This window comes from Candidatus Electronema sp. JM (assembly GCF_048287415.1).
In the GTDB taxonomy this organism is placed as follows: Bacteria; Desulfobacterota; Desulfobulbia; order Desulfobulbales; family Desulfobulbaceae; genus Electronema.
Map to the genome: position 1 here is coordinate 1 of NZ_JBLWEN010000046.1, position 22409 is coordinate 22409.

General features: G+C 54.9%; 22 protein-coding genes. 7 read left to right on the forward strand and 15 right to left on the reverse strand.

The annotated features are described in order from the left end of the window. The 14 genes from ACNKH6_RS09460 to folD all read right to left on the reverse strand — a co-directional run. The coding region (locus ACNKH6_RS09460) for a PD-(D/E)XK nuclease family transposase (protein WP_417915312.1) at positions 1-751 on the reverse strand (751 nt) is incomplete at its 3' end. Positions 752-833: 82 nt separating this feature from the next. Next, complete coding sequence (locus ACNKH6_RS09465; RefSeq protein ID WP_417915313.1) at positions 834-1175, reverse strand: DUF86 domain-containing protein; 342 nt, start codon at positions 1173-1175, stop codon at positions 834-836. Further along, positions 1168-1467 carry a nucleotidyltransferase family protein gene (locus ACNKH6_RS09470; RefSeq protein WP_417915314.1) on the reverse strand — a complete coding sequence of 100 codons (300 nt, stop codon included), beginning with the start codon at positions 1465-1467 and terminating at the stop codon, positions 1168-1170. Before ACNKH6_RS09470 ends, ACNKH6_RS09465 begins: the two co-directional genes overlap by 8 nt. A 15-nt stretch (positions 1468-1482) precedes the next feature. Further along, a complete protein-coding gene (locus tag ACNKH6_RS09475) occupies positions 1483-2538 on the reverse strand; it encodes a hypothetical protein (RefSeq protein ID WP_417915315.1) in 1056 nt (351 codons plus the stop codon). Positions 2539-2607: 69 nt separating this feature from the next. Next, the gene (gene acsC / locus ACNKH6_RS09480; RefSeq protein ID WP_417915316.1) at positions 2608-3957 is read right to left on the reverse strand and encodes an acetyl-CoA decarbonylase/synthase complex subunit gamma; all 1350 of its coding nucleotides are present in this window, start codon (positions 3955-3957) and stop codon (positions 2608-2610) included. A 90-nt stretch (positions 3958-4047) separates the two neighbouring features. After that, entirely contained in the window at positions 4048-4308 is a 261-nt protein-coding gene (locus ACNKH6_RS09485; RefSeq protein WP_417915317.1) for a Txe/YoeB family addiction module toxin, read from the reverse strand. Beyond that, complete coding sequence (locus ACNKH6_RS09490) at positions 4308-4523, reverse strand: hypothetical protein (RefSeq protein ID WP_417915318.1); 216 nt, start codon at positions 4521-4523, stop codon at positions 4308-4310. The genes ACNKH6_RS09485 and ACNKH6_RS09490 overlap by 1 nt, the downstream gene beginning before the upstream one ends. Positions 4524-4615: 92 nt before the next feature. Continuing rightward, positions 4616-4915 (reverse strand): antitoxin, encoded by a 300-nt coding sequence (locus ACNKH6_RS09495; RefSeq protein WP_417915333.1) that lies wholly within the window; start codon positions 4913-4915, stop codon positions 4616-4618. 338 nt (positions 4916-5253) lie between these two features. After that, positions 5254-7461 (reverse strand): acetyl-CoA decarbonylase/synthase complex subunit alpha/beta, encoded by a 2208-nt coding sequence (gene acsB, locus ACNKH6_RS09500; protein WP_417915319.1) that lies wholly within the window; start codon positions 7459-7461, stop codon positions 5254-5256. Between the two features lie 39 nt (positions 7462-7500). Next, on the reverse strand, positions 7501-10155 hold the full coding sequence (locus ACNKH6_RS09505; RefSeq protein ID WP_417915320.1) for an acetyl-CoA decarbonylase/synthase complex subunit delta: 2655 nt from the start codon (positions 10153-10155) through the stop codon (positions 7501-7503). 92 nt (positions 10156-10247) lie between these two features. Beyond that, positions 10248-11111, reverse strand: coding sequence for an Rpn family recombination-promoting nuclease/putative transposase (locus ACNKH6_RS09510; RefSeq protein ID WP_417915321.1), 864 nt, complete (start codon positions 11109-11111; stop codon positions 10248-10250). A gap of 170 nt (positions 11112-11281) precedes the next feature. After that, positions 11282-11980, reverse strand: coding sequence for a hypothetical protein (locus ACNKH6_RS09515; RefSeq protein ID WP_417915322.1), 699 nt, complete (start codon positions 11978-11980; stop codon positions 11282-11284). Positions 11981-12051: 71 nt separating this feature from the next. Then, positions 12052-14046, reverse strand: coding sequence for an anaerobic carbon-monoxide dehydrogenase catalytic subunit (gene cooS / locus ACNKH6_RS09520; RefSeq protein ID WP_417915323.1), 1995 nt, complete (start codon positions 14044-14046; stop codon positions 12052-12054). A 31-nt stretch (positions 14047-14077) separates the two neighbouring features. Continuing rightward, the gene (gene folD, locus ACNKH6_RS09525) at positions 14078-14965 is read right to left on the reverse strand and encodes a bifunctional methylenetetrahydrofolate dehydrogenase/methenyltetrahydrofolate cyclohydrolase FolD (RefSeq protein ID WP_417915324.1); all 888 of its coding nucleotides are present in this window, start codon (positions 14963-14965) and stop codon (positions 14078-14080) included. A 444-nt stretch (positions 14966-15409) separates the two neighbouring features. Here folD and ACNKH6_RS09530 point away from each other — a divergent pair, with 444 nt between their 5' ends. After that, positions 15410-15790, forward strand: coding sequence for a hypothetical protein (locus tag ACNKH6_RS09530; RefSeq protein WP_417915325.1), 381 nt, complete (start codon positions 15410-15412; stop codon positions 15788-15790). Positions 15791-16071: 281 nt separating this feature from the next. On the opposite strand, the gene ACNKH6_RS09535 is transcribed toward ACNKH6_RS09530, so the two are convergent. Then, positions 16072-18144 carry a response regulator gene (locus ACNKH6_RS09535; RefSeq protein WP_417915326.1) on the reverse strand — a complete coding sequence of 691 codons (2073 nt, stop codon included), beginning with the start codon at positions 18142-18144 and terminating at the stop codon, positions 16072-16074. Between the two features lie 176 nt (positions 18145-18320). Here ACNKH6_RS09535 and ACNKH6_RS09540 point away from each other — a divergent pair, with 176 nt between their 5' ends. The 6 genes from ACNKH6_RS09540 (at position 18321) to ACNKH6_RS09565 (ending at position 22250) form a co-directional block, all read left to right on the forward strand. Further along, complete coding sequence (locus ACNKH6_RS09540) at positions 18321-19130, forward strand: response regulator (protein WP_417915327.1); 810 nt, start codon at positions 18321-18323, stop codon at positions 19128-19130. 12 nt (positions 19131-19142) lie between these two features. Next, on the forward strand, positions 19143-20315 hold the full coding sequence (locus tag ACNKH6_RS09545) for a response regulator (RefSeq protein ID WP_417915328.1): 1173 nt from the start codon (positions 19143-19145) through the stop codon (positions 20313-20315). A 12-nt stretch (positions 20316-20327) separates the two neighbouring features. After that, the gene (locus ACNKH6_RS09550) at positions 20328-20795 is read left to right on the forward strand and encodes a hypothetical protein (protein WP_417915329.1); all 468 of its coding nucleotides are present in this window, start codon (positions 20328-20330) and stop codon (positions 20793-20795) included. 117 nt (positions 20796-20912) lie between these two features. Further along, positions 20913-21482 (forward strand): roadblock/LC7 domain-containing protein, encoded by a 570-nt coding sequence (locus ACNKH6_RS09555; protein ID WP_417915330.1) that lies wholly within the window; start codon positions 20913-20915, stop codon positions 21480-21482. 14 nt (positions 21483-21496) lie between these two features. Beyond that, positions 21497-21886: a two-CW domain-containing protein gene (locus tag ACNKH6_RS09560; protein WP_417915331.1), complete on the forward strand. Its 390-nt coding sequence runs from the start codon at positions 21497-21499 to the stop codon at positions 21884-21886. Continuing rightward, positions 21852-22250, forward strand: a complete 399-nt coding sequence (locus ACNKH6_RS09565) for a response regulator (protein ID WP_417915332.1) — start codon at positions 21852-21854, stop codon at positions 22248-22250. Before ACNKH6_RS09560 ends, ACNKH6_RS09565 begins: the two co-directional genes overlap by 35 nt. Positions 22251-22409 lie beyond the last annotated feature (159 nt).

Here is a 22409-nt window from a genome sequence, read left to right on the forward strand (position 1 = left end):
TGCGCTGGTTTGCTGACACAGTCATGGAGATTGCTTGCGCACTGCACAATTTCAGATTAAGATTCAGACCTTGGCAAAAAGTCAATGCCGATTGCTTGAAAAAATCGATATAGTGTCTAATCATTTTCGCCCGATCTTCAGGGGAAATATGACTGCGATGAATCAGATCAAAGAGCTTGTGGATGACAGCTTGCTGATATTGTGTCTCATCAACTTCTTCATCAAGCGTGTCATTGATCGCCAGCAGCCATTCCCGATATGGCTCTGGCGTTGCCTCAGAGACATATTTCGGACAAAGATATATTATTTTATGCGAAATTTCGTTAATCTGCATTCCATCAAGATTGCGAGGCGCAAAATCGGTGATGGCAAAGTCCTGCTGATGACGGTCTCCTGAAGTTAGAACCACAACGGTGACAACCTGCAATGGCGAATGATAATTTTCTGCCTTAGCAATTTGTTCAAGGATAGCGGCGCAGTGATAATAGAGAAAACGGTCATAATGATCTGCTGTGCGGGCGTGTTGAATATCTACAATCACCCGATGCGTGCGGTCTTCTGCAAACAGATCAAATCGTGGCTTCACATAACCAATTGGCGGAGCAAACTCTTTCTCAGTTTCCACATGGTCAATTTGCACCGGAAATCCGATGATATCGCTGGCAAATGCGGTAAATATCTCTGGATCGCAGAATGCTTTCTTGAAAACAACACCGTATTTTAACGACGCGACTTGTTTCACGATTGGCATCCGCTTCTCAGGTTAAGCCTGATACTCCGTTTTATTGTATGCGCTCGTATGATCTATCAAATTTGCAGGTTCTATAAAAATACTACATGCGATCTTTAATTATATTTAAATGGTCTCTTAACTTTGGCAGGTGAAACTGAATGATCTCCCAAACTTCTTCCGCATCAATGCCGAAATAGTTATGAGCAACGATGTTTCTGAAACCGCGAATTTTATACCAATCAACTTGGTTGAATTTTTCTGTAAATTGATCGGATAGCCGCGTGACCATTTCGCCAAGAATAATGAAATTCATCATCGCTGCGTCGAAGTCTCTTTGACTGCGGTAAAACTCATCGGCACGGCTGTACTCTTTGGTGTAATCAAATATTTTCGCTACAGCATCCAGCATTGTCAGAATGTTCAGCCTATCCTTTTCAAACATAGATTATCTCGTTTTTTAAATAATCTCTGACATACGGCTTTAGATATTTTTCACGGCACAAATCAACCTCGCGTTGAAAATGTTTTGACAGAAATTCTCTCAGCGCATTTTTTCGTTCGTAGATATTTTCAGTTCCCTCTTTAAATTCAATAATTATGTCTATGTCGCTATTGTCGCTCTGTTCATTTCTGGCGAATGAGCCAAATAGACCTATTTTTGATACATTATATTCTGTGTCAAAGAATGAAAAATATTGATTGAGAAATGTAATTATTTCGTACTTATCTATCATTTTACTATTCTCTGATCAATAATCTTCTCCATACACTCTCTTTACTTCCTCTTCCAAATAGCTTATCCATTGCCAAAACTGTGAATCTGTTAAATTCTTACGCGAAGTAACGCCAAAATATTTATGCAAACAATCTTTTGCATATCCCCTATCTACTTGAAGTTGCGATAGTAGCTCGCCTTCTTTTTTAAAAAGAAAAGGTCTTTTCGGGATGCAGCCTTCCTTTGTTGCTGCTTTCTCGATTCTTCCTGCTATTGTATTGCTATATTTTTCATCTAAATATTTAATTATTTGAACTGCGCACGCTGCTGGCCATAACCAAATTCTGGTCCATTGTTCTTCTTTTTTTATTCCGAAATCACGCTTAAATTTTCCATACATGCCGCCATATGCAGACTTTCCAAAACGTTTTTCTCGCTCTTCGCCAATCTTGTTGAATCTGTCAATAATTGACTTTTTTAATAGGGGATTACCGCCTATACTTGTCGGCGGCGGAAGAATATTTATCTTTGGAGATTTATCAGTTTTTAGATAAAAATCTCCAGCTACTTGAGTAACTGGCGCGTAAATGGAACTGTCTTTTATCTCTTGTAAGATACTTCGATTATTGCCACTTGATGACTCAGCTACGGCGAGATGAGGATAGTATTGTTTTCTAACTTCAGGAAATTGATGGATTAATCGTTCAATATCTTTCCAACTCAAAAATTGAACTTCAAATGGGCTGTTTTCTGACAAGTTAGCGGCGTGATCTTGGACAGATGTATATCTCTTTGTCGTCGTTGCTAATATGAAAATATTAAAACTAAATTGCAACTGCTTTAACTCTCGCAAGCAACTTTCAATATCTTTGATAAGTTCCTCGCGTAACGTTTTATCTGATCGTGATATATCTTTTTTCTTGCACTGGATAACTATCCTTTTTTCTGTTGAAAAAATATCAATACCATGCTGAGATGTACCTTTAGAACCATATAACTGGAAAGATTGCGTAGAATATTTTGCATTAAAGAGTGCTTGGATGAATTCTTCAAATTGATATTCATCGCTTATAACTTCATAATGATACATATCAAGCCACGTTGTTGTATTAAGAAATTTCCCCTGCCGCCAGAATGACGGCAGGGAATTTCATTCACCTCACTTCGCCGGCTTCCACTCCTTCAGGAACGCAGGCAGATGTCCTGCCTCACGCGGCCCGATGGTGATAGTCCACTCCGGCAGCTCCTCTTCCAGCTCGCCCTTGATGGTGGCGAGATAGCCCGGAATGATCAGCTCGCGGTGCTTGACCTTGTCGGCAATGCCGGACTTCTTGACAAAGGCCGCGATCAAGTCTGCGCCGAACTTGCCCGCCGCCCACGCGGTGAGCACGGACAGGCCCTCGGTGTCTTTGATCAGCAGCCAGCTCGGCACCTTGGAGCCTTCGATCTCGCCGGAAACAATGAAATACGTCAGCGAGAAGTTGCAGGTGATCAGCACCGGCGAATTCTCGTTCGGCCCGGTGATCGGGTAGATGTCCTCGGCCACGACCATTGGCCGCTGCGGATCGGTGAAGATGTTGAGCTGCTCCAGCAGGAGCGGGAAAAGCACGTCGCCCTGGATGTCGGAAAACACGGCGATGGCGGCGTATTTGGCCATCAGCACCGAGCCGATCATGCCTTCCATCATCAGGTCGTCGCACATCTCGCAGGGGAAGGTGATGACCGGGAAGCCGAGGGCTTTGAACTTGGTCTTCACCGCCGCACGCCGGGCGACAATGCTGTCCTCAAAGGCGGCCCGCAGGGTTCTCGCGCCGCTGTCAATGACCATGTCTTTCACCCCGGCGGCCATCAGCTTGTCCACCGTGGCAATCAGGTCATCCAGATTCTTGCCCTTCACGCCGATGACGCAGCCGGTTTCCTTGGCCAGCGCGGCAAAGGCATCGGCATTCTCAGCAGTCGCGCCGTAGAGCAGCGGCTTGTTGTCGCCGCAGGCCGCAGCTCCGGCCTTGAGCGCGTTCACATCGCCGCTCATCAGGATGATAGCCTGCTTGGGCGCGGCAGCCATGACCTTCTTGGCCATGTCAGCCAAGGATACGCCGCCCACGTCTTTGATCGCCACCAAGTTGTTGCGCATCATCACTCCGACGCGCTCATACTCCAAGGACGCGGCCCGCTTCAGCTTGCCGTCCACCGAAGCCGCGTCCTCGTTGGTGCTGATCAGCACGGCAAGGCCGGTCTTGTTTTCAAAGCGCTTCTCGTGCCTGAACTGGCAGGTCTCGCCGCCTGCTGTGAACGTCGCCTCGCCGCCGCCGATCTTGATCGTGCGGATGGGCGGAGCCGATGCCTCGCCGATGGTGGCCTTGGCCTCCTCGCTCACGTCAACACATGCTGCGATTTCCGCCTGACCTGCCGCCACTTTCATGGCAAAGGCCAAGCAGGTGGGGATGCCGCACTTGCCGCAGTTGGTCTTGGGCAGCATCTTGAGAATCTGTATACCGGTTAATGCCATTTTATCCTCCTGTTCAAAAAATCAGAATCAGAACACCGGGAACACGATTCTCTGTCCGCCCGGCTGCTGGTGCTTTGTTTATTTAATCGCTTACTCGTAATGGCTCCACATGCTATACACTTTGATCAGTTTTTCCTCTTCAAAAACTTCATAGACCAAGCGATGCTGTTTATTGATGCGTCTGCTGATTAAACCGCTCATGTCGCCTTTCAGAATTTCGTATTCCGGCGGATACTGCAATGGATTGTGCTGGATGATCTTTATCAGTTTCAGAACTTTTTCTTTCAGGCCGCTGGAGGCTAACCTTTTGGCATCCTTCTGGGCTTGCGTCATGAATTTGACGGTGTACATCACCACTCCAGCTTATCGAGCGTGACCCCGTTGCAATTTGGCTCTCTTCTGGCTTCTTGAATGCTCTGAACCATACCGTCAATTGATCTCAAATATTCATCATCGCTGACATACTCTGACTGATCCAATATTTTTATTTCATTCTTGAAATGCTTCAGCAGCCATAAGAACTTATCGGCAATGCCGTCGTCTATTCGCAATGTTACTGTTTTCATGATGCTCAAACCGCTCGTTGAACACGCCGCACAGGTTTAGGATTCAAAGAGACAACACGCCAAAACTGGCCCGCGCCTCAGCGTTAGCCGCTCTATTCGCGCAGACGACCTTCGACATACTTATGAAGAATGCTGGCGACTAACGTTTGATACGGAATGCCTTCAACAAGAGCTTTCTTCTGTAAGCCGCGAAGATCTTTGGATGGGAGCCGAATGCTGATACGGGCATCCTTCTTGAACATTGCTTCAGCGTATTTCCGATGCCGATCCTGCGTTTTGGCAGCATCCTTTGAACGTGTTATCCTGCCCGATTCAAACGCTTCCAAGATTTCACATTCTTCCTGATCCAGTTTTTCCTGATCCGACGTGCTCATTTCTTTAATGGCGCACATCACCAATCCAGTTTCTCAAGCGTTACCCCGTTACAATCAGGCTCAAGCCCAGCGGCAGCTCCCCTTCGATCATCGCAGCCTTCCTTCCGTTCCGCGCTCAATGCCTTTTCTCGAAAGAGCCTCTTCTTTTCTGAAAAGAAGTCAGTCTCTTTTGAATGGGAGATATTTTATTCAAAAAAAGATAACCTTCATTCAAGAGAGAGTGGTCTCGATTCAAAAGAGAGCTAAGGCTATTTTGAATCGAGACCATTCTCTTCAAAATAGAACAACCCCGCATCATCCTCAAGGGTCAGCAAGGGACGAACGAACCGCTCCGTCCCTTACATCGTCTTCGGCAATCAGCTCATCGCTGCTTCCATCTCCAAAGCAGGATGGCCCTTTTCCTTCATGAAGGCCAAGATCTCCGCCTCGGTGGTGCCCTGCTCCTCAGTGGCGATCATGTCGTACAGCTCCGGCATCCCGATTGCCTTGCAGCGCTCGATCAGCTTGTCTTTGATCTCCTCCTTCATCATCTTGGGCAGCCAGACCATCCGCTTCAGGCCGCCTTCGGCCAAGAAGAGCTTAGGGCTGGTCATGAAGTGCTTGGACACGCCCATGAAGCCAGGGGTTTGCATTCCGCCGCCCGCCATGCCTGCCAGCGTGGTGAACTTCATGCCGGACGGAGTCATGCCCATGTAGTCGCGGTTGACGACCATGATGCCGTTGCACTGCGGCAGCATGGCGGCGATGGCCTCAAAGCAGCCGCAGGCGGTCATCGGGTTGTTCATCAGCGAGTAGCAGCTCACCTCGGTGACTGCGCCGCGTGAAGCCTGCGACACAAATTCGTTGATGCCGGTGAAATAGCCGTTCTCCGGGTCAGTGCATTCGCCCTTGGGAATCGGCTGGTTCGGGCCAGTTGGGTTGATCTGGAACGAAGCCTTGCCGTCCAGCCAGTTGTAGGCTCCGCACATGCCGATGCGTTCCGGCGTGATGACGCAGACATGGCTCGGCGCAAAGGACTGGCAGAGGGTGCAGGAGTAGAAGACCTCCTCGGTCTCGTCGGTCATCGAGCCAAGGCGCAGGTCGCGCTCCGTATAAACCTGCTTGGCTAGGGCCATGACCTCGTCCACCTTGTCCTGCACGGTGTAGATTTTCACCTGCACCTTGTCGAGGATCGCGCCGAACTCCTGATGCAACTTGCCGTGCAGCACCTTGCCGATGTGCTTGAAGGAGAAGCCTTTCTCCACCGCGCCCTTGCCGATGCGGATCCACATGATGTTCCGCTGGCCGATGTGCATGATGCCCTGCACATAGTTGATCAGGTGATGGAACTGGCGCTCCAGGATCGGCTCAAAGTCGGACTGCATCTCGCGACCAGCCACCTCGACCAGTATGGCGATGGGCAGATTCTGGCCCGCTTTAATGTCGCTGATGTCCGGGCCTTCGAGGATGATCTTGCCGTCCTCGACCTCGTCCATCTCTTTGGAGACCAGCACTTCCACGCCGGTCGTCCGCCCGCCGCCGCACTCCATGAACAGGTCGTCCTTGCGGATGCGCTCGCCCTCAAAGGCCGGGCCAAAGGACATGGGGATGTCAATCTTGGTCACGCTGACTTTCAGGCCGCGCACCTCGATGGCCTTCTGCACGATCTCGTCGTGCGGCACCTGCGAAACCACGTGCTCGTAGGTGCAGATGCCGGTGGGCAGCACCTGCGGGATGTCGTAGTCAGAAATGGTCGGGAAGCCCCAGTTGATCGCGCCTGCCGCATTGGCGTACCACTCGTCGCAGACCGGGCCAAAGGCCATGACAAAGGCGAAGGTGCGGTTCTTGTTGTAGATCAGGTTGGCTTTGTAATCACCCGGCTTCACGCCGCCAAAGGCCAAGGCCACGCGGCAGGCAAAGCCGATGGCGAAGACCACCGATGTGTAGGACTTGCCGAAGGGCACAAGGCGGGTGTTCCAGCCGACCTGCACGCCGTTCTCGACCAGCAGCTCGGCCATGTTCTTGCCCTTGGACTGGTCGTGCATGAAGATATACAGATTCTTCTCTTGCAGCTCCAAGGCGATCTTGGAGGCCACCGCTTTATCCTCCGGCGTGCCGACGATGGCAGCAAAGCCCGGCGCGGTGCCGTCAACAAACTCCACGCCGCGCTTGCGGAAGATCACGTCGTCCGCCGCGCCCAGCCAGAGGTTGTTTGGCAGCGGATCTTCGGTCTTGGTGTAGAAATTCGGCTCGTTGAGATAGCGGATGGCTTCGTACATCTCCTCGGCGAAATAGGTGGCCATGCCCGCGTCCAGCGCAGGCGCAAGATAGGGCAGCCAGATGTTGTCGCTGACAATGGCAGGCAGCAGCTTGCGGCATTCAACAAAAATGTCCTTCATGTCGCCCAGCTTCTGCACCTTCGCGCCGAGCATCGAATAAATGATCGGCAGGAAATAGGCGGTGTTGGGGAAGGACACCTCGTGCTCAGGGCCGTACTTCTTCAGGGCTTCCTCGTAGCTGGCTTCCGCCATGTCCACGATTTTATGCGCGCCCCGGATGGCTGCGGAACAGATGATCTTTGACATAGAAACAGCTCCTTAATGTGCGTGCTTGGTTCTGTCCGGTCAGCCGACCAGCCCATTGATCAGCGATTTGGCCATGCTCACCGCCTTGGGGTGGCGCATGATCAGCACCTCGCCGCCTGCCATCAACATGCAGGAGGCGGTCACTGCTTCCATCATGATGCCGCGCCGCTCCTGGTCGCCGAGCAGCTCGTCCGTGGGCAGGGCGGCCTCCTTCGTCTTCCAGACTTCGCGGCCCAAATTGCAGATGAGCGGCACTTGCAGCTTCTCATCTTTCTGGGTGAGGGCCGCCAAACGGATGCGCTCCATGACCGAGTAGGTGTATTCGATGCCGTAGCCGAGCGCACCGACAGACGGATCCATCAGCACGGTATCGAGACCCACGCCGAGGTTCTCCAAGAGGATGTTGAGCTGCTTGGCCAAGTTCACGTCAATCGGCGAGGCAGCCACGACCGGATAGCGGAAAGCCATTGCCGTCGCGCCGACAGAGCGGTAGTTGCTGTCCTCCAGCGGAGCGAGACAAACCTTCTTATCGCCGATCATTGAGGTGACTTCGCGCAGAGTCTCGGTGTCCTTGTCCGCGTTGCCGCAGCCCCAGACAATGATCGGCACGTCAACCGCCTGAATCACCTTGGCCGCATCTTTGGCCGCATCTTTCGCTGGACGGTTCGCGCCGTTGGGATCGGTGCCAGCCAGCCAGATATTGATCGCGTCAGCCTTGTACACATCCACGCATTTCTTCGCCCAAGCTGCCGGGTCGCCCATCACGTCATCAAAATACTTGCTCAGGGTGGCAGGCCAGTTGTCGGGACGGATGTCCATCACTTCCATCGCGATCAGCGGCTTGTGCGGCATCTTGCCTTCAAAGAGATGGAAGGGCAGAGAGCTGGCGCCGCCCACCGTCACGGTCTTGCCGCCGTTGCCGAGGGGCACTTCACGGATCGCGCCGGAATAAGCGACCTTATAGCTGGCCGCAGGCACCTTGCTGGCCCGCTCGGCAAAGGGTGCTTCACCAGTCTTCAGCGCAGGCGCGGAGAAATCAGCCGATGCAGTTGCCGGAGCAGGCTTGGCGGCTGCCGACTTCGCAGCAGCTTCAGCAGCGGCTTTTGCTTCAGCCTCAGCTTTGGCCTTCAATTCCGCCTCAGCTTTTGCTTTCGCCTCCGCAGCGGCCTTGGCATCTGCATCCGCTTTGGCTTTGGCAGCCGCATCTTCTTTGGCCTTCACTTCAGCGGCAGCCTTGGCTGCTGCTTCTGCCTGAGCCTTTGCCGCCGCGTCGGCCTCAGCTTTCGCTTTAGCTTTCGCCTCTGCTGCCGCCTTGGCTGCGCTGTCATCTGCAACCGGAACTGCCGGAGCGACTGGCGCAGCTACAGGTGCCGCCGCAGATTTGCAGCACTTCGGCTCTTGATTCAAAACCGCCGCCGCATCAACAAAATTCATCAAGGCGTTGAATTGATCATCGCTGAGTCCGTAGGCCTTCTTCAATGCCTCCAGCCCTTTGTTCAGGGATTCCAATGCCGCTTTGCGGCCCTGCTCGTTCATCTTATGCTCTCCCGCATCGTCATCAGCCGCTGCTGCGGCAGGTTGAATCTCTGCCCCAGCCTGCGGAAGGGCGGCAGCGGCAAACGCCTCTGCTTCCTTCCGGGCTGCGGCGATAATCTTTTCGGCTTCGGCCTTGGCCTGCTGAAGCAGCTCATCAGCCGCCGCGCCGCGCACCTCAATGGTCTCAGCAGCAGGAGCCGCGCTTTCTTTCGCAGGCTGAACAGCGGCGGCATCGTCAGCAAAGGTCGGACGGGGCAGCAGACCGGCCTTCTCGCAAATCTCGCCGACCGCCTCCTCCCATTCGATGGCCATGACATGGACACCGGCCACGCCTGGAATCTCCTTGACCTGATTGATGATGTCCACGCAGATGTCGATGCCTTCCTGCTTCTGATCCTTGGCGCCCTTCATCCGCTTGATGACCTCGTCGGTCACATCCATGCCCGGCACGAACTTCTTCATGTAGTTCGCCATGCCCAGCGATTTGGGCGGGGTCACGCCGGCGAGGATGTAGGCCTTCTCAGTCAGGCCGAGTTCGCGGGCCTGCTTCATGAAGGCCGCAAACTTCTCGACATTATAAATGATCTGCGTCTGGATGAAGTCTGCGCCGTTGGCAATTTTCTTGCCCATGCGCACGGCCCGGAACTCGAACGGCCAAGCAAAAGGGTTGGCCGCCGCGCCAAGGAAAAGCTGCGGAGCTTTGCCCTTCAGTTCCTCTCCGCACTGGAACTTCTTCCCGTCGCGCAGGTCGCGCATCATGCCGAGGAGCTGGATCGAGTCCATGTCGAACACGCCCTTTGCGCCGGGATGATTGCCGAACTTTTGGTGGTCGCCGGTCAGACAGAGGAGATTCTTCAGCCCCAAGGCGGCGGCGGCCAGCATGTCGGACTGCATCGCGATCCGGTTGCGGTCGCGGCAGGTCATCTGGATGACCGGCTCCACGCCCTCGGCCTGAGCCAGCAGACCCGCGCCGATAGACGACATGCGCACAATGGCGGTCTGGCAGTCGGTGATGTTGACTGCGTCCACCTTGCCCTTGAGCAGCCTCGCCTTGGCGCGGACCACCTCCGGGTCACTGTTCTTCGGCGGCCCCAGCTCGCCCGTGACGGCGAACTGGCCGCTGCGGAGCACCCGCTCCAAATTGCTCCCTGATTTCATAAGCCTCCTTGCCTGACCTGCCGCGTGGACAGGTTGTTATAGTGTCAAATTTTGTGTCAATTCTGATGAATATTCAAAATGAGCCGACAGCATCAGCCGTTATTCCGCAGCCGTTCAATCTCTTCCGTGCTGAGTCCAGTGCATTTGCTGATCGTATCCGCAGAGATGTTCTCCCGCAGCATGTTCCGGGCGGTCTCTCGTTTTCCTTGAGCAATGCCTTGAGCATGTGCTTCTTGCGCTTCTTTTTCCACCTTGGCCAACTTATCTTGCAGGCCGCGCTGCACCCGGATGAAATCATGCCGTTTGAACTGCATCTCCAATTCTTCTTCGCTCAAGGCAGCGGTGTTGGCAATATCAAAAGCCTCGCGCAAAGGCGGCTCGGTGAAAGACTGCGGAATGAAATTCAGCTCGCCAGCGTGTTTAATAAAATAAAGCCACTTGTCGTTGATGCTGGATAGTTCGTTCTCCTGTTTGCTGAACTTCGGCAGCTCGACAAAGATCAGCTCGATGTCATCGCTGTATTGCAGAAGAAACTCCCGTTCCATCAGGTTCCAGTACGAAATCACCTTTGGAATATCCGGGAACATGACAAAGTCGGTGATCGTCAGGGCAATGATCGGCTCCAAGGTCGAATATCTGTCCGCCTGCTTGAGCTGCGTCGAATAGAGCTTGGCGGCATTGTAGAGCACCCGCTGCTCGAAGCCCTCGACATTCAGCACCTGCATTTCGATAATCACCTTGCTTTGATTGGAGAGCACCGCCTTCACATCCACATAGCTGTCCTTCATCCCCTTGAGCAAAGGAATTTGATACGGATCAACAATGGTCAGATCGGTGATCCGTTCGCCGCCAAAGTCAATCAGCGCATTGAGGCAGTCTATCAGCACTCCCTTGGACTGCTCGCTGCCAAAGACTCTCTTGAAGGCGAAATCTGTTTTGACATCTAAGAAGCGCATGATCGTTTTTATGAAAAAACAGCTTCCAAGGAAACCTCAACACCTGCCGCCGGATCATTCAGTCTGCCGTTTGAATACGAGCGCGGCTGATTGATGTCGTGAAAAAAGACAATATTCTTGGTTGGGCTATGCAATGGTACGTCAGTGGTAGCCGATGATCATATATAAATTTAACGCCTTGGCCAAACACAACCGGCTCCATGCACTCCTGATTCGGCAAACTTAGCAATTGTATTGCCGAATTCAGAACGAATTTCGTTAACCTTACAGTAAAAATAATCACCCACATTTCCTATGCCACCTATTTCGATTACGTGAGGGCCTTCAAATCGCGACAGCTTTTCACGAAGCTCACGAAGAACTGAGACGTTCAGCGGAGTTCGCCAATCACTCTCTGCTGGCCTACAGATGTCGTTCGCAAATGGAATGAGTGTATCGAGCGTTTTCATTCCGTTATTCCAGCCAATCATACATTTTGGATACTTGTTTCCTTTAGCTTCTGATGCATTTACTTCAAGGATAGCAATTAACGCTCCGAATGAAGTATAGTGTGCGTACGGTGTTCGAGCGAGCAATATCTGAATGATATTGCGCTCATTGTCTCGCATGAACTGATAGGTTCCGGGAAAGGACCTTGGCTCTGGAGCTGGATTCCACGGAAAAGTTGGCAATGTTTTTTGATCATGCGTTATGGCAGCACCAAAAGAACCCTGAGCGATCGGACCTCCTGGCCAGTACTCTCTTGCTTGGGAATATGCGATATCCATGTCACACCAATTACTGGCAGCCGCAAAAGCTTGGGCAAATCCTATCGCCACGCCAGTGTTATAAAGATTCGCAATAGCATACAACTGTTCTCCTGTTAGCATAGCCGCCTCCATCTCTCTGATATGTAAAAGGGGCAATTCATGAATTGCCCCTACGCATCATCGTTCGTCTGTCAATGCTTCCCGCCGCCGCAGCCCATGCCGCCGATGCCCTTGCCCGCCTCAATCTCGCGGCGCATGGCCATATCCATCAGCACGCGCTCCTTCTTCTTGTTGATGCCGAGAGCCTCGCGCTTCTCTTCAATCGCCGCGATCATCGCCTTGGCGATGTCGAGCGGCTCGCTGGCCACGCCCCAGCAGGCTCCGTACTCCTCCTTCAGCCCTTTCAGGAGGTAGTCGGAGAACTTTTTCGCCCCGCTGATCGGCAGATTCTGGAAAATGACGTGCGCGCCGCTGGCGACAAAGTATTGACCGATGGCCACCGCCTTTTCGCTCATCCAGACCGGCGCGGTGCCGACCGCAGGCAGCTCGGCGATGTCATTGCCAAGGCCGCCTTCGTGCACCATCTCGGTCAGAGCGATGAGCAGGCGGGAGTTGTCCACGCAGGAGCCGACATGCAGCACCGGCGGCATACCCACCGTCTCGCAGACTTCGCGCAAGCTCTCGCCCGCGTATTCGGTCGCCGCCTCCGGGCGCATCAGGCCAGCCCGGCCAAGAGCCTGGGCCGCGCAGCCGGTGGCCAGCACCAGCACGTTGTTTTTGATCAGCTCTTTGGCGATGATCTCATGCACGTTGTCGGCATGTTTGTAGTGCTCGCAGCCAACGATGGCAGCCACGCCCCGGATACGGCCATTGATGATGTTGTCGTTGAGCGGACGATACGACTGGCGGAAACGACCGCCGAGCATGTAGTTGATCGTCTCGTGGGAGAAGCCGACCACCACGTCGAACTTCTTGTCCTTGGGGATGTAATACGGCCCGCGCTTCTTGAAGTTGTTGATCGCGTGGGTGAGGATATGCTTGGCCGAGGCGTAGGAGTTGTGCTCGTCGAACTGAATGTGCACGCCGTCCGGCATCATCGCCCGGTAGTTGGTGGTGATGATGTCGGTGTGCATCCCCTTCACCACTTGGGCGAGGGACTGCATCACGCACTGCACGTCCACCACCATCGCCTCGACCGCGCCCGTCGCCAGCACCATCTCCTGCTGAATGAAGGAGCCAGCCACCGGAATGCCCCGGCGCATCAGAATCTCGTTGCCGGTGCAGCACACGCCTGCGAGGTTGATGCCTTTCGCTCCGACTTTCTTGGCCAGTGCCAGCAGTTCCTCGTCCTCAGCCGCGAGACAAAGCGACTCCGCCAGCAGCGGCTCGTGGCCATGCACGGTGATGTTGACCATGTCCTCGCGCAGCACGCCGAGATCAATCGTGGCCCGCTTCGGCACCGGCGTGCCGAACATGATGTCGGTCAGCTCGGTGGAGAGCATCGAGGAACCCCAGCCGTCCGCAAGGGCGCAGCGCGAGGCCTGGCGGATGATGTTCTTGTATTCCTGATCCACGCCCATGTGCGTGCGGTGCATGGTCTCCACCACTTCGCGGTCAACTCCGCGCGGCTCAAGGCCCTGGGTCTTCCAAATCTTCTGCTGCTTCTGCGGGGCGCGTTTGAGCATGGTCAGCGGGGTGTTCTCCTGCTGACCGAATTCAGCCAAGGCCCGCTGGCCCAGTTCAAGGGCGATCTCGTTCGTGTCGCGGCCTTCAGTGGCAATGCCGAAGAGCTGGGCCATCTTGTGCAGCTTGGCCACATCTTTGATCTTGTGCGGGGTTTCGCCTTTGGCGGTGGCGATGAAGCCGCGCACCATCTCGCGGGCATGATCGGTGTGGGCTGCCGTGCCTGCGGCGACCGTGCGGGCAAAATTGCGGGCTGCAACTGTGTCGGCGGTGGCCCCGCAAATGCCGACCATGCTTTCCACGCCGTCAATGATCTGGCACGGCCCCATGTTGCAGTTCTTGCAGCAGGTGCCCTGCGAGCCGAAGAGGCAGGCGGCCATGCCGCGCTCCTCAAGGCGGGTGTAGGCGGTGCGGACTTTCTTGGCTAATTCCTGACTGAGCAGCTCGCGGGTGGAGCTGGCGGTGATCTCGTTGCTGCTGGCGATGCGGCTGGGCTTGGCCATCGTGCGGTCTCCTGAGTTGATCTGAAAACAGTTAGGCCAGTCCGGCGAACTGCTTGGCCGACTGAACCGTGTTCTTCATCAGCATGGTGATGGTCATCGGCCCGACTCCGCCTGGCACCGGGGTGATCGCGGCGGCCTTCTCCTTCACCGAGTCAAACTCCACATCGCCTGCGAGCTTGGCCTTGCCGGACTCGGTCATGCCGATGCGGTTGACCCCGACATCAATCACCACCACGCCTTCCTTGACCTGATCAGCCTTGATCATGTTGGCCACGCCAGCAGCGACGATGAGAATGTCCGCGCGCTTGGTGTGGAAATCCGTGTCCTTGGTGCGGGTGTGGCAGAGGGTGACGGTGGCGTTGCCGCCAGCCCGCTTCTGGAGCATCAGGTTGGCGACCGGCTTGCCGACAATATTCGAGCGGCCAACCACCACCACTTCCGCGCCGTCGGTCTTCACGCCGCTGCGCTGAAGCAGCTCAATCACGCCGTGCGGGGTACAGGGCAGGAAGCAGCGTTCGCCCAGCATCATCCGCCCGACATTGACCGGATGGAAGCCGTCCACGTCTTTGTCCGGGTTGATGGCGTTCAGCACCTTGGCTTCATTGATCTGCTTGGGCAAAGGCAGCTGGACAAGGATGCCATGAATCTTCGGATCGTTGTTGCATTTCTCCACCAAGGCCAGCAGCTCGGCCTCGCTGGTGCTGGCGGGCAGCGTGATCTGCTCGGAGTGAATACCCAGCTCCTTGGCAGTCTTGTTCTTGGCCGCGACATAGGACTGCGAAGCCGGGTCCTCGCCGACCAGTATCGTGACCAAGCCGGGCACAACGCTATGCTTTGCGGCCAGCTCGGCGACTTCCGCCTTCAACTCCTCGCGGATTTCTTTGGCAACTTCGGTGCCGCTGATGATCTTTGCGCTCATAAGTGTTCCTGTAAAAATATACATAATCTGGCAGCCGCAGTCTTCTGCCGCAGACGGACGGCAGAAAAGCTGACGGCTGAATGAAATCGAATTGTTCGACTGCTGTGGACAAAGAGAATATATACTCCATTCTCTGTGTTTTTTTCAAGCTAAATCCGGCACTGGGCCGATCCTGGGCGGCATTGCCCCGGCTTCTGCCGCAGCACTTGTTCAAACTGCCCGGCAGGATACAGCACGTTTCTATCTGTCTATCAACATTCTCTATTTCATTCTTCAAAAAAAGTGAAGAAAAATTCTGCGCAAGATATGCTTCTGTTCACGCGGTGTTCATTTTCGGCTGGATATAATGAAGACATAAAAAGAAGGCGGGCCTCAGCCATGCAGACCGAGGCTTGAACAACGAAGAACACGCAGAAGCGGCTGAAATGCCGCAGGAGAAAAAAAATGAAGGTCAGGGCAATGCAGGCGGCAGGCAGGATAGTGTTCACGGCGATGGCAGCGGCTTTTCTTTTCTCTGCCGGAACAGCGGCGGGGCAGCAAAATGCGCCGTCAGCAGGAATCTGCGGCTGCGATAAAAAGCAGGAAGTTGAACGGTATGTGCAGAATGTCATCAACGATTATCAGCAGCGCGGCATCTCCTGCGACCAAGCCAAACTGTACACTGGAGCCTGCATCAGTGTGTATTGCTCAATCTGCAATGACCCTGCCGCACAGGCGCGCTGCGTCAAAACCGCTTCCGACTATTTTCTGTACGCCTCAGGATATTGCCCGCAGCAGCCTGCCGGGCATCTGACAGCAGTTATGCCGACCCTGCCTGTCATGTAATCCTGAATTTGGCCGGTGCCGTGATCTTCGGCAGATTTTTTTGTAATGCCGCAATGAATTGAATACGAAAAAGCTTTTTTGAAAGAATCATCCCGCATTCATCTTCCGTTCATCTGCGGTGGAGTATTGTAAAAATAGAGAACAGAGGTACAAGGCAAACTGTCACCTGCTGTCTTGAAAAGCCCTTCCGGGCGGCTTTGCCCCGACTCCTCCTCCGCGTCAATGGTGGCGCGGATTGGGGCAAAGCCGTCAGGTTTTTGCGCTCCTTCCAGTTGACTGCTTCAGGCTTGCTCCTTCTCCTTTCTGGCCCGTTCTTCAGACGGCACGGCTTCCGGCAGCGTGATCACCGCCCAAGCTCCTGCGCCTTCCTTGCCGTCCATTGTCACGGTGCAGTTCATCGCGGTGAGCATTTTTTTGACGATAGTCAGGCCCAAACCGGTGCCATTGATTCTTGTGGTGAAGAAGGGCTTGAAAAGCTGCTCTCTGACCTGCTGGGTAAATCCGCAGCCGTTGTCCTGAAAACGGATTTGGACGCATTGCGGCTTGCTCCGGGCCAGCGAAATAGAAATGACCGGACTGAGTTGTTTTTTCAAGGCATTGACCGAATTGACCAACAAGTTGAGCAGGACTTGATGCAGGATGCGTTCATCCGCCAGGCAATGCAATGCGCCCTCGCTGGACAGCTCTAAGCGGATGCCCTTGTGCCGTAAGTCCTGCTCATGCAGCCGCTTGAATTTCTGGATGAAGGCTGTCAAATCAAAGGGAACGGACTGCGGTTTTTCCAGCAGATTGAAATTTTTTAAAGCTGATAGCAGATATTCCATTCGTCCGATTTCGCCCATCGAACGGTCAAGAAACTCGCGGATTTTCTCCCGGCCCAGACTGTCCATCTGCCGCCGCAGCACACTGAGGGCCATCTTTAACGAATTGAGCGGATTGGCCAGCTCATGCCGCACGCCGGAAAAAACAAAGCCAACGTTTTCCATCAGATTGGCAGCGGCGGCAATACACTCCAGCCGTTTTTTTTCGGTCTGATCGCGCCGGATGACGCAGAAGCCGTTCATCCCGCCGTGGCTGTCCTTGACCGGCACCACCGCCACAGACTCCTCATACGGAGAACCGTCTTTGTGGCAGCTCCGCAGCTCGCCGTGCCATTGCCCTTGCCGGGCCGCGTCGGCAAAAATTTCCTGCCAGTCCGGCTGCTGTTCCTCGCCGCCGCTCAGACGGCTCAAGTCCCGGCCTGTCAGCTCCTGCGGCTCCCAGCCCGTGACCGAACGGCTGGCCGGATTGGCGTAGATGATCTGCCCAGCCGCATCCGTGATCAGAACGCAGTCGGCGAATTCCCGGATGGCCGCCGCCAGCCTGCGCCGTTCCTCAGACTCTTGGCTGCGCTGCAAGGCGATGCCGATCACATCTGCTGAAATCATCATCGCCCGCACCAGCGAGGCTTCCCACGACCGCTTGGCCAAGCTGCAATCAAAACCAAGGCAGCCGCGCACCGTCTGGGCCACATAAACCGGTAAAATCAGACAGGTGCGGATATTGTTCTTTTCCAGTTCGGCCCGCATTTCGTCCGGCAGAACGTTGTCCACGCCGATCAGCGGCCTGCCTGCTCCCAGCAGCGAAAACGGCTGCCGCCATGCCGACAGCAGCTCAATGCTGGAGCATTTCGGGCCGCACTGCTCCTGCCGTGACCATGAGTAATCCTGCTGCGGCGAGACACTGTCCGCAAAAACACGCAGATACACATGCTCGCAGTTGACCGTGTTGCCGAGATAGCCCAGCACCTCATCAATCACATCCTGCCAGCGCGGGGTTTGCAGAAAGGTTTTCGCCACATAGTTGACCGCGCAGAGGATCTGATCGCGTTGCAGGAGGGTGCGGCGCACCTGCTCCTGCATGATCAGCGACTCTTTCAACCGCTCATTCATCAGGGCGAGATCGCGGGCCTGCTGCTCCAGCCGCTCTGTGGCCGACTTGCTTTCGAGGACATTGCGCACCCGGACACAGAGCCGCTCCCGGCTGATCGGCTTGCGGAGAAAATCCGCCGCGCCTGCGCTGAAACCACGGAACTCGCTTTCATCCTGCTCCGCGCCGGTGAGAAAAATCACCGGAATGCGGCTGGTGTCAGCGTCTGCCTTCAGCTTCCGGCAGACATCAATCCCGGAAATGTCGGGCAGGTTGATGTCCAGCAGGATTAAATCAGGCTGTTCCGTCTTGGCTAAACTGAGGCCAGCCCTGCCGTCAGCGGCCTTCAGCACCTGATAGTTTTCCTGTTCCAGCACATGATGGAGCAGCCCCAAAACCGCAGGCTCATCGTCAACCGCAAGGATGCGGGCAGCTTCGGTGTTCATCGCGTTTTTCCGAAAAAAGGCGGAGCTGTTTCCTGCGCGGAATTTGTTGCGGCTGCTGTCAGATTTCTGTTTATTTCCGCCCAAGTTGCTGCTAACATGGGAGCCGCAGGGCCGCTCCTCCATGCCGCCCGCCGGGCGGAGCGGTTTTCTCCCATCCAGCAAGGAGACCACAGGCCATGCAAAGCGACAGCGCAGAGCAGCTTGCACGCAGTATAACCGCCGCAGCGGACAAAGACAATCTCCCGGCCCAGTCAGCTCTGAAACAGGTGCTGATTATTGATGACGACCCGGCCCTGTTGCTCAGTATCCGCGCCGGATTAGAGGACAATCCCCGCTTCCAGGTGCTAACTGCATCCAGCGGCAGGGAAGCCTTGGACATCCTTGACCAGCGGAACATGGATCTGGCGGTGCTGGATATCATCATGCCCGACATGGACGGCATCCAGCTCCTGACCGCACTGAGCGAATCGTTTTCTGAAATTCCCAGCATCGTCATGACCGGTTTTGACTCGCCGGTGATGAAGCGCGAGCTGAAGCAGGCCGGTGCGCTGGCTGTGCTCGACAAGCCGCTTGATATTGACACCTTAGAGCAGGAAATCATCAGTGCGCTTACCGACAGCGGCCGCAGACGCTGCGATTTGCCGTTGGAGATTTTTCTTCAACTGGCGGCAATGGAGCGGCGCACCGTGCATCTGAAAGTTTTTCAGGCAACTGGCAGCGGCAGTTTCTTTTTCCGCGAAGGCTTGCTGGTGGACGCGGAGCTGGACGGCCTGAGCGGCGACAACGCCGTGCTGGCCATGCTTGATTGGTCAGATTTCACCTTGGGGCTGAAGGAATATGTCCCGCCGTATTCAGAGCCGCGCGTCAACTCCGCCTTGGCCTATCTGCTTCTGAAAACATCCTGCCGCCTTGACCAGTACGGCAGCAGTGCCTGCTTGGAGCGGGCGCGTACCGAGCTGCGCCGCCTTCAGGCAGCGCGGGGATGAAAGTATCCGCCAATGAAGCAGGTGCTGATCGTTGATGACGAGCCGGAGCTGCTCCTGAGCATCAAATCCGGTTTTGAACATACCGGACATTTTCGGGTGCTGACAGCGGAGAACGGTAGAGATGCCCTTGATCTTCTTGACCGAAACAAGATTGATCTGGTGGTGACCGATCTGCGGATGCCGGTGATGGACGGCATTGAGCTGCTGTCAGTGATGAGCGAATCCTTTCCTGAAGTGCCGCATTTGGTCATGACTGCCTTCAGCAACCCGATGATTGACAAACAGCTCAAAAAGGCCGGTACGCTCAACGTGCTGGAAAAGCCCCTGGATATTGAGGCGTTGGAGCTGGCGATCAGCAAAGCCTTAGATGTGCATGAGGAGCAAAGCCGCAGCCTGTTCGGCCTTTCATTGAGCAGTTTCCTCCAGATGGTGGCGATGGAGGAAAAAACAGTGCATATCAAGGTCTTTCAGCCATCAGGCCGAAATGGCAGTCTGTTTTTCCGCGAAGGCGAGCTGATTGACGCGGAAGTGGATCATTTGACCGGCGACCCAGCGGCGTTGGAAATGCTCTCGTGGGAGGATACCAGAGTGAGCATGAAGGAATTTCCTTCTCCGCCGCCGGGCACTAAAATGCAGTCCGAACTGCTGCCGCTGCTCTTTGCAGCGGCCAAAAACGAGGACGAGCGCGGCCATGAGGAGGAATTCAGCAGCCCGCTGGAAACAGCCCGGCAGGAGCTGGCCCGGCTGAACAAGGCAGAACAACAGGAGCAGCCGCAGCCTGCTGCTCCCCCGAACCATACGACAGGAGGCAACATGGGCATCAAAGACCTGCTCAAAAAAATGGCAGATGAAATGGACGGTGTGCTGGCAATTCAGGTGACAGGGATGGACGGCATCACCCTCGCCCTGCACAATCCGACCGGCGCGGACGTGGAGGCCTTTTCGGCCAAGTTCGCGATGGTGATGAAGTTGGTGGAAAAATCTGTGGACTCGCTCAAAGGTCTGGGGGATTTGGAGGAAAATCTGGTGCAGACTAAAAATGCCTGGATATCAACCCGCTTCATCACGCCGCAGCATTATATCGGCATTGCGGTCAGCCGCGAAGGCACGCTCGGCAACATGCGTTTAGTGGCCCAAAATTACATTGAGCATCTGCGCAAGCTGCTCACCACCAAGCCGGAATAAAAAGGAGCAGGCATGGATGCAGAAACCAGGAAGCAGATGCGCCTGATGAGTTTGATGATCGCAGGCATGGCCAAATCGCTGCACGAAATGTTCGGCGAGGCGGCGTTGGCGGTGATGAGCGAAACAGGCCGGAGCATTTTGGAGATACTGGAACGCGAGCTGGGGCTGAATATTGCGGGCAAAGAACCTGCTGCCGCCTTGGTCGCGATTGGCAAAGTGTTCAGCGACGATCTCGGCTTTGTCAATTCCTTCGCGGTGAAGGAGGAGGGAAACCGGCTAATTGTCACCGTGCAGGGCTGTCACGGCTGGGACACCACCCAGACCGTCTTGAAAATGACCGGCTTGGAGACCCCGTTCACCTGCCCGATCATGAATGTCTGTCAGGCCGCGCTGATCCGCATGGGCCGCCCGGCCCGCAAATCCATCAGTCCGATTCCTGCCACGCACGGCTCGACCATCACCTTCATTTTGGTTGAATAGCGGGGTCTTGGCGGAAACAGCCGCTGTTTCCGCCAAGATCTGCTGATCGCCCCTTCTCCGCTGCTGTTTTTTCTGTTAAAATAAAAAAATCCTGCTCCCCTAACCCAAGGTTCAGTCATGGATGTGCAGAAAAAACTGGCCCGCTTGGCGGAGATAGACGGTTTTCTCGGTGCCGCGTTGTTTTCCGCCGAAGGCCGTCTGCTGGCCAAATGCGAGCCGTTCGACCTTGACCTGAAGCTGATCGCCTCTCTTGCCAACAGCGCGTTGATCAATGCCCAGAAAACGTCCATTGACATGGGGCTGGGCCGCTGCCAGTTCACCTATATCCATGCGGAAAAAGCCTTGATTCTTGCCCGCTGCCTGAATGAGGGCAAGAATCCGCTGCGGGCCGAGCCGGGCAAATGCCACATTCATTTGGTGCTCTTAGTTGACAAGCCGGATAGCCTCGGCATTGCCCGGCTGGAACTGAACGAGGTGATTGAGTCGCTGGCCGACGATTTCCGTCTGCCGGAGACCAGCTCGCCGCCGCTGCGGAGACCACCGCAACCGCCCCCGGCCCGCAAAGCAATCCGGCCTCTTGCCGCGCCGGTTCCTCAGAACAACCTGCGTGAGGTGGCCGAATCCTTGGATAATAACGACATTGACGCAATGTTTGACGGCCTGCTGCAACCTGCCGACCGTCTTTGACTATGGGGACAGGAATGGCCAAACAAAACTGCTGGGAAGTGAAACAATGCGGACGGCAGCCGGGCGGAGTCCATGCCAAACGGGACGGCATCTGCCCGGCCTCAACCTTGAGCGCAGTCAACGGCACCAATAGCGGCCTCAATGGCGGGCGGGCCTGCTGGGCGTTGACCGGCACGATGTCCGGCCCGGCAGACATGGTGCAGGGCACCTTTGCCCGCGACCTCACGAGCTGCTATGCCTGCAAATTTTATGAGCAGGTGCTGTGCGAAGAGCAAGACAAGTTTGAAGGCACCGCGCAGATTGTGCGCAAGCTGCGGGAACGCATCGCCCAAGCCGCGAATTTCCCTTTTATCCAACCCGGATCAGCTCATGGAACCGAAGAAAAAATGCGTGCTGGCAGTTGATGACACGCCCAGCTATCTGATGCTGCTGAATATGATTTTGCAGAAGCAGTATGCCGTCAAAGCGGTGCCGAAAGGTGAAACCGCCCTGAAGATCGCCCGGCAGGACCCGGCGGCGGTGGATTTGATTTTACTCGACATTATGATGGACGGCATGGACGGTTTTGCCGTTTGCCAAGAATTGAAGGCTGATCCAGCCACAGCGCAGATTCCGGTGATTTTCATTTCCGGCAAGGAAGACCGGGCCGAGCAGGAGAAAGGTCTTGCTCTCGGTGCGGCGGATTTCCTCCTCAAGCCCTTTGCTGCTGAGGCCGTGCTGGCGGCGGTGGCAAAGCACCTGCCGACAGAGCCTGTTCTGCACCAGTAAGAATTTATCAATACCTTCAAGTCATCTGCTTGATGTAGATACTGTTGTCCGCGTCAAGCTCCATGAAGGGCCGGATCAAACATTTTGCCTGATTTGAGGATGCCGACAGCGACATGAACGAAGCTCTGCGCATCATGGCGCAGATTATGACCATCGGCG

Coding starts and splice junctions, on each gene's coding strand:
- ACNKH6_RS09485 (WP_417915317.1), bottom strand. CDS start 4,308: ATGTACACCGTCAAATTCATGACGCAAGCCCAGAAGGATGCCAAAAGG.
- ACNKH6_RS09510 (WP_417915321.1), bottom strand. CDS start 11,111: ATGCGCTTCTTAGATGTCAAAACAGATTTCGCCTTCAAGAGAGTCTTT.
- ACNKH6_RS09495 (WP_417915333.1), bottom strand. CDS start 4,915: ATGTGCGCCATTAAAGAAATGAGCACGTCGGATCAGGAAAAACTGGAT.
- acsB (WP_417915319.1), bottom strand. CDS start 7,461: ATGTCAAAGATCATCTGTTCCGCAGCCATCCGGGGCGCGCATAAAATC.
- ACNKH6_RS09550 (WP_417915329.1), top strand. CDS start 20,328: ATGGATGCAGAAACCAGGAAGCAGATGCGCCTGATGAGTTTGATGATC.
- ACNKH6_RS09465 (WP_417915313.1), bottom strand. CDS start 1,175: ATGTTTGAAAAGGATAGGCTGAACATTCTGACAATGCTGGATGCTGTA.
- ACNKH6_RS09545 (WP_417915328.1), top strand. CDS start 19,143: ATGAAGCAGGTGCTGATCGTTGATGACGAGCCGGAGCTGCTCCTGAGC.
- ACNKH6_RS09515 (WP_417915322.1), bottom strand. CDS start 11,980: ATGCTAACAGGAGAACAGTTGTATGCTATTGCGAATCTTTATAACACT.
- folD (WP_417915324.1), bottom strand. CDS start 14,965: ATGAGCGCAAAGATCATCAGCGGCACCGAAGTTGCCAAAGAAATCCGC.
- cooS (WP_417915323.1), bottom strand. CDS start 14,046: ATGGCCAAGCCCAGCCGCATCGCCAGCAGCAACGAGATCACCGCCAGC.
- ACNKH6_RS09560 (WP_417915331.1), top strand. CDS start 21,497: ATGGCCAAACAAAACTGCTGGGAAGTGAAACAATGCGGACGGCAGCCG.
- ACNKH6_RS09555 (WP_417915330.1), top strand. CDS start 20,913: ATGGATGTGCAGAAAAAACTGGCCCGCTTGGCGGAGATAGACGGTTTT.
- ACNKH6_RS09470 (WP_417915314.1), bottom strand. CDS start 1,467: ATGATAGATAAGTACGAAATAATTACATTTCTCAATCAATATTTTTCA.
- ACNKH6_RS09475 (WP_417915315.1), bottom strand. CDS start 2,538: ATGTATCATTATGAAGTTATAAGCGATGAATATCAATTTGAAGAATTC.
- ACNKH6_RS09505 (WP_417915320.1), bottom strand. CDS start 10,155: ATGAAATCAGGGAGCAATTTGGAGCGGGTGCTCCGCAGCGGCCAGTTC.
- ACNKH6_RS09535 (WP_417915326.1), bottom strand. CDS start 18,144: ATGAACACCGAAGCTGCCCGCATCCTTGCGGTTGACGATGAGCCTGCG.
- ACNKH6_RS09490 (WP_417915318.1), bottom strand. CDS start 4,523: ATGAAAACAGTAACATTGCGAATAGACGACGGCATTGCCGATAAGTTC.
- ACNKH6_RS09565 (WP_417915332.1), top strand. CDS start 21,852: ATGGAACCGAAGAAAAAATGCGTGCTGGCAGTTGATGACACGCCCAGC.
- acsC (WP_417915316.1), bottom strand. CDS start 3,957: ATGGCATTAACCGGTATACAGATTCTCAAGATGCTGCCCAAGACCAAC.
- ACNKH6_RS09530 (WP_417915325.1), top strand. CDS start 15,410: ATGAAGGTCAGGGCAATGCAGGCGGCAGGCAGGATAGTGTTCACGGCG.
- ACNKH6_RS09540 (WP_417915327.1), top strand. CDS start 18,321: ATGCAAAGCGACAGCGCAGAGCAGCTTGCACGCAGTATAACCGCCGCA.